General features: G+C 52.4%; 5 protein-coding genes and 1 riboswitch. Of the genes, 1 reads left to right on the forward strand and 4 read right to left on the reverse strand.

Annotation, left to right across the window (positions count from 1 at the left end):
- The 3 genes from B3W37_RS15805 to B3W37_RS15815 all read right to left on the reverse strand — a co-directional run.
- On the reverse strand, positions 1 to 1,941 hold a 1,941-nt coding region (locus B3W37_RS15805), incomplete at its 3' end, for a homocysteine S-methyltransferase family protein (protein WP_483176396.1).
- Positions 1,942 to 2,024: 83 nt separating this feature from the next.
- A riboswitch (SAM riboswitch) is annotated at positions 2,025 to 2,132 on the reverse strand.
- A gap of 34 nt (positions 2,133 to 2,166) precedes the next feature.
- Positions 2,167 to 2,430 (reverse strand): Sec-independent protein translocase protein TatB, encoded by a 264-nt coding sequence (tatB, locus tag B3W37_RS15810; protein WP_483171448.1) that lies wholly within the window; start codon positions 2,428 to 2,430, stop codon positions 2,167 to 2,169.
- Positions 2,431 to 2,672: 242 nt separating this feature from the next.
- Positions 2,673 to 3,014 carry a phage holin family protein gene (locus B3W37_RS15815; protein ID WP_483171449.1) on the reverse strand — a complete coding sequence of 114 codons (342 nt, stop codon included), beginning with the start codon at positions 3,012 to 3,014 and terminating at the stop codon, positions 2,673 to 2,675.
- A gap of 167 nt (positions 3,015 to 3,181) precedes the next feature.
- Here B3W37_RS15815 and B3W37_RS15820 point away from each other — a divergent pair, with 167 nt between their 5' ends.
- A complete protein-coding gene (locus B3W37_RS15820) occupies positions 3,182 to 3,412 on the forward strand; it encodes a hypothetical protein (protein ID WP_483171450.1) in 231 nt (76 codons plus the stop codon).
- A gap of 42 nt (positions 3,413 to 3,454) precedes the next feature.
- Here the strand turns inward: B3W37_RS15820 and B3W37_RS15825 are convergent, their stop codons facing one another.
- Entirely contained in the window at positions 3,455 to 4,339 is an 885-nt protein-coding gene (locus B3W37_RS15825; protein WP_483176397.1) for an MBL fold metallo-hydrolase, read from the reverse strand.
- Positions 4,340 to 4,515 lie beyond the last annotated feature (176 nt).

The following is a 4,515-nucleotide window of genomic DNA, read 5'->3' on the forward strand; positions in this document are numbered from 1 at the left end:
TTTCATGGCATCGTCTTTTTGCAGGGCTTCCTGCAGCAGCCCCATGATACTTTGCTGATCGCCCTCCAGAACTGCCCGGCCCAGCGGGCTCAATCCCTCCGGCTGCGCGGTATCGGCCTGTTGCGCCGCGGGAGCAGCCTGGAGCAACTCGGGTATATTGCATCGCTGGCATACTTGATGGCGGACCGGCTGTGACGGAGCCGTCCGGTTCTGAAAATGAGCAATGTAGGATTTGGCTCCCGGATCCTGATTCAAAAGCACTGCAGCCGCCCTGGTAACATCCCGCACTCTGTCATCGAACGGGTTCATTATCGGGAGATCCAGTCCCGCCGCCCAGGCCATGGCCAGGAAGGCGGAGGTCAGGATTTCCCGGGCTGGCAAGCCGTGGGAAACATTGCTCACCCCCAGGACCGTGCCCAGTCCCAGCTGGTTTTTAACCGCCGTCAGGGCTTTCAGAGTTTCCATCACCCGGGACTGTTCCGCTCCCGCAGTCGTCACCAGGCAGTCGATGTAGATATCTTCATCCCTCAAACCCAAAGCCCGGGCTTGCTGGCAGATTCTTCCGGCCAGCTCCAGGCGTTCGTCGGCGTTAGCGGGAATGCCTTTTTCGTCCAGACACAGTCCTAAAACAGCCGCCCCGTATTTTTTGGCCAGGGGCAGTATAGCCTCTAGTTGCTTATATTCAGCGGTGGTGGAGTTTATGAGGGGCCGGCCCACAAACTGCTTGAGCCCGGCCTCAATGGTTTCAGGATGGGTGGAGTCAATGGAGAGGGGCCGGTCCACCGCGGCCTGAATTTCCATAACCGCTTTGGCCATAGCCTCAGCCTCATCTATGCCTGGAACCCCCATATTGACATCCAGTATGGGAGCGCCGCTCTCCGCCTGCCGGCGGGCTTCCTCTACCACCAGGTTCATGTGACCGTCTTTGATGTCTTGCGCCAGGCGCTTGCGGGCGGTGGGATTGATGCGTTCCCCGATAAAAGCCAATTCCTGGCTATGGCCGATCATCACCGTCCGGGAACGTGAGGCCAGCGCCCTGATTTTGGCGGCGGTTCTTTTAACCGGGGTCATTCCCCGCAGGGCCGCCGCCATAGCCTGGATGTGCTCCGGGGTAGTGCCGCAGCAGCCCCCGATTATATTGGCCCCGGCCTGGCGCAAGCGCAGCGCCTGTTCAGCCATCTCATCAGGCGAATCGGGAAAGAACGTTTTCCCGTCAACCAATACCGGCAGCCCGGCATTGGGTTCGACCGAAAGAAAAATATCGCTTAAGCGCCCCATCTCCGCAATCACCGGCAAAAGGTCTTGGGCGCCGCCGGAGCAGTTGGCTCCTATGGCCAGCGGCCTTAAGGCCTCCAGGATGATCAGGGCGGTCTTCGCATCGGTGCCCATCATGGTGCGCCCTCCGCTTTCAAAGCTCATATGGGCAATAACCGGCAGCCCCGAGCAGCTTTGGGCTGCAATCACCGCAGCGCGCATCTCGCCTATATCAGTCATGGTTTCAATCGAAATCAGGTCGGCTCCGGCCTTTTCACAGGCCGTGATCTGCTGGGCATAAACCCGGTACAGATCATCGAAATCAAGCGTCCCCATCGGCTTCAACAGCTTGCCGGCAGGGCCGATGGAGGCTGCCACCAGGGCCTTGCCGGCACTGGCCCGCTTGGCTATACGAACCGCCTCAAGGTTTAATTCCTCCACCCGGTCTTCTAATCCGTAAGCCTGCAGTTTGTAGTAATTGGCGCCAAAACTGTTGGTTTCAATGATGTCAGCCCCGGCTTGCACATATTGATAATGGATATCCGCCAGGATCTCGGGATGCTGGACCCCGAACAGTTCAGGACACATGCCCGGCTGCATTCCGTGCCTCTGCAACATGGTGCCCATAGCCCCATCCATTATTAAACATCTCTCTTTTAATCTTGCAGACACATCCAACGCAGCCATAACAAATTCCTCCCTCAATTTATATTTGAATCAAAAGCGCTTCCAATTAAAAAACCCTCTATAAGGAGAGGGCCGTTTATGCTCTCTCATCTTTCAGGAGTATGCCTCCTGCAGGATTTGGCACCATACCTCCCCCTGGAGGCGGTTGCCGGGTTTCATCGGGCCCGTCCCTCAACCACTCTTGATAAGATTTGAGTATTATTCAATTGCTTTGCAACCGACTGCTTATTCCTTGCTTTTCTCTACTGCTTCTTCAGGAGTGGCTTTACTCTCCTGAATCGGCTGGCTCTCCGCTTTAGGCGGCCTGGCCGGTTCTTCAACTGAATTGATGGCTTCATCAAATTCCTTTTTTATCCCGGTAGTGGCTTTCTTGAACTCCCGGGTGGCTTTACCCAGGGATTTGGCTACCTCGGGAAGCTTGCCCGGGCCTACCACGATCAAAGCTACTACCAAAATAAGTATTAGTTCCCAGGGACCGATGTTAAACATCAATACACCTCTAATCTGCCTAAATCCATGTTACACCGCTACTCGTCTCAGTACATTTTACTTGTCTTTGTTCAGCTTGGCAATCCTTTTCGCACGGTGCGCTTTGGGCAATATCTGCTTATTTAAGCGCTGCTGACACCATTTGCTGGCCCTATTGGGAGGTCAAGCCATACAATAAAAAATCAGGTCGATGAACCCCCGACCCGATTTTCAACAGTTTCATTTAATTGCTTGATCCGGTCCTACCGTATTTCCGTAGGAACCACGGCATCCACGATTCCGATTACCAGCGCGGCCAGGAGAGCGCCCAGTACTGACACTGACAACCAGTTGGGAATTATGAACTGGGCCACATAGATAACTATGGCCGCAGTGATAAATCCTACCAGGCCTCTGGAACGCGGTGAAACCTTGTCACCCAATACAGACTCTACAATGTAGCCTATAATTGCTATAACAATGGCCGCAATTAGTGCTCCAGTAAAGCCTGCCACTTTGATACCCGGCAATAGATAAGCAACCAACATTAAAACAATCGCAGAAACAATGAAGCGTACGATAGTGCCTATCCAATTCCCTTTCATGCTTTATCCTCCTTTTATTTAAAAATTAAGAGCTTTTGTTCTAATATATAATTCCCCTGCCTGAAACGAAAATATGCAGAATTATCATAATCACAATATGCTTGCATTCGGTTCAAATTAAGTCAAAAATATAACTATGTAAAATCCAGGGTAGAGGAGTTATGGCGGTGTCCAAATCTAAAGTAAAAGAACGCCGGGCATTAAAAGAAGAAAAAAAAGCAGAGATAAAGAAAAAGGAGCCTCTCAAGACCCCCTTCAAGGAACGCCACGCCCACATTTTTAAATATTTCTGGGCAATTTGGTTTATTGGTATAGGGGTGATTCTGGCCGTCGTTTTGATACAGTTATATCTCAGCGGGCAGCTCTCTATTCTTTTGCCCAAAGAGAGAACTTTTTAGCAATTTGTAAACGACGGCTGCAGATGAATCACCTATAGACATTCATAATTTTTTTGCGGCCAGATGCGTCACCTGGGCCGTGGCATTTATCAAATAGGGAGCTTCCGGTTGTTTGGGCATTGGCAAGGAATCATAGTACCGGCTCTTCATCCGCCTCACCACCCCGTCTATGGAACCTGCTTCCTCGTCGAGCAGCCGGTATATGGTATCTCTAAAACGCAAGGTCTCGTCGATGGAACGATCAAAAAAGGCCTTAACCTCTGCTCTGCCCACCACCGCTAAAAGGTGTCCCTGACAGAGCATCTCCACCGGCAGCGAAGCCAAACGCCGCAGCGAAGATAGATAAGCCTCGTAATCAGAGACAAATCCGCAGCTTAACTCCCCGGTTTGGCGTAATATCCCGGCCGTTTCTCCTACCATGAGTATTTTTTGATGGGGCAGATAATAACTCAAATGGTCGCGCGTATGTCCGGGAGTTGCCAGCGCCTCCACAGCAAAGCCTTTTCCCAGCTCCAGCACCTGGCCGTCGTCGATTTCGACGTCTACCGCAAAGCTCCGGAAAGGCCGGTCGGTTAATGGTAATCCCGCAAAATCAGGGGAAAGCCGCACTTCTTCCCCGGCCTCCTGGTTCAATTGCGCAATGAGTTTAAGGGCGTTGGGCCGTTTAAGGATCTGCACCGCCCGGGGTGAAGCTGCGATTTTCATATCCGGGAAGGCCTCTTTGAGGTAAGCCGCCGCGCCGCAATGATCCCAATGGGCATGAGTGAGAAAAAGCCACTGAGGCTGGCGCCGGCCAAGAACGGACCGCACTGCCTCCACATATATCCTGCCTGCGAAAGCCACCCCGCCCTCAAACAGGGCCGGGTGCGGCGCATCCCAAAGATAGGTGCGGTATTCGCCGGGTCCCAACGCATACAGCTTGTTCATTAAATGACCTGCTTCAGTCAATATCACTACATATCACCTCAGATTAAATCTAATCAAGTTTCCCGGCAACACTGCCGGGGTCATTTTCCCTTCTAATAATACCTCAAATTGAGAGGCCCGGATATGTATCATCCTTCTCATCGCAGACCGCTTTTTATCTACCCCAAGCAGGGCCT

Source organism: Syntrophomonas sp. UBA5494 (genome assembly GCF_002426325.1).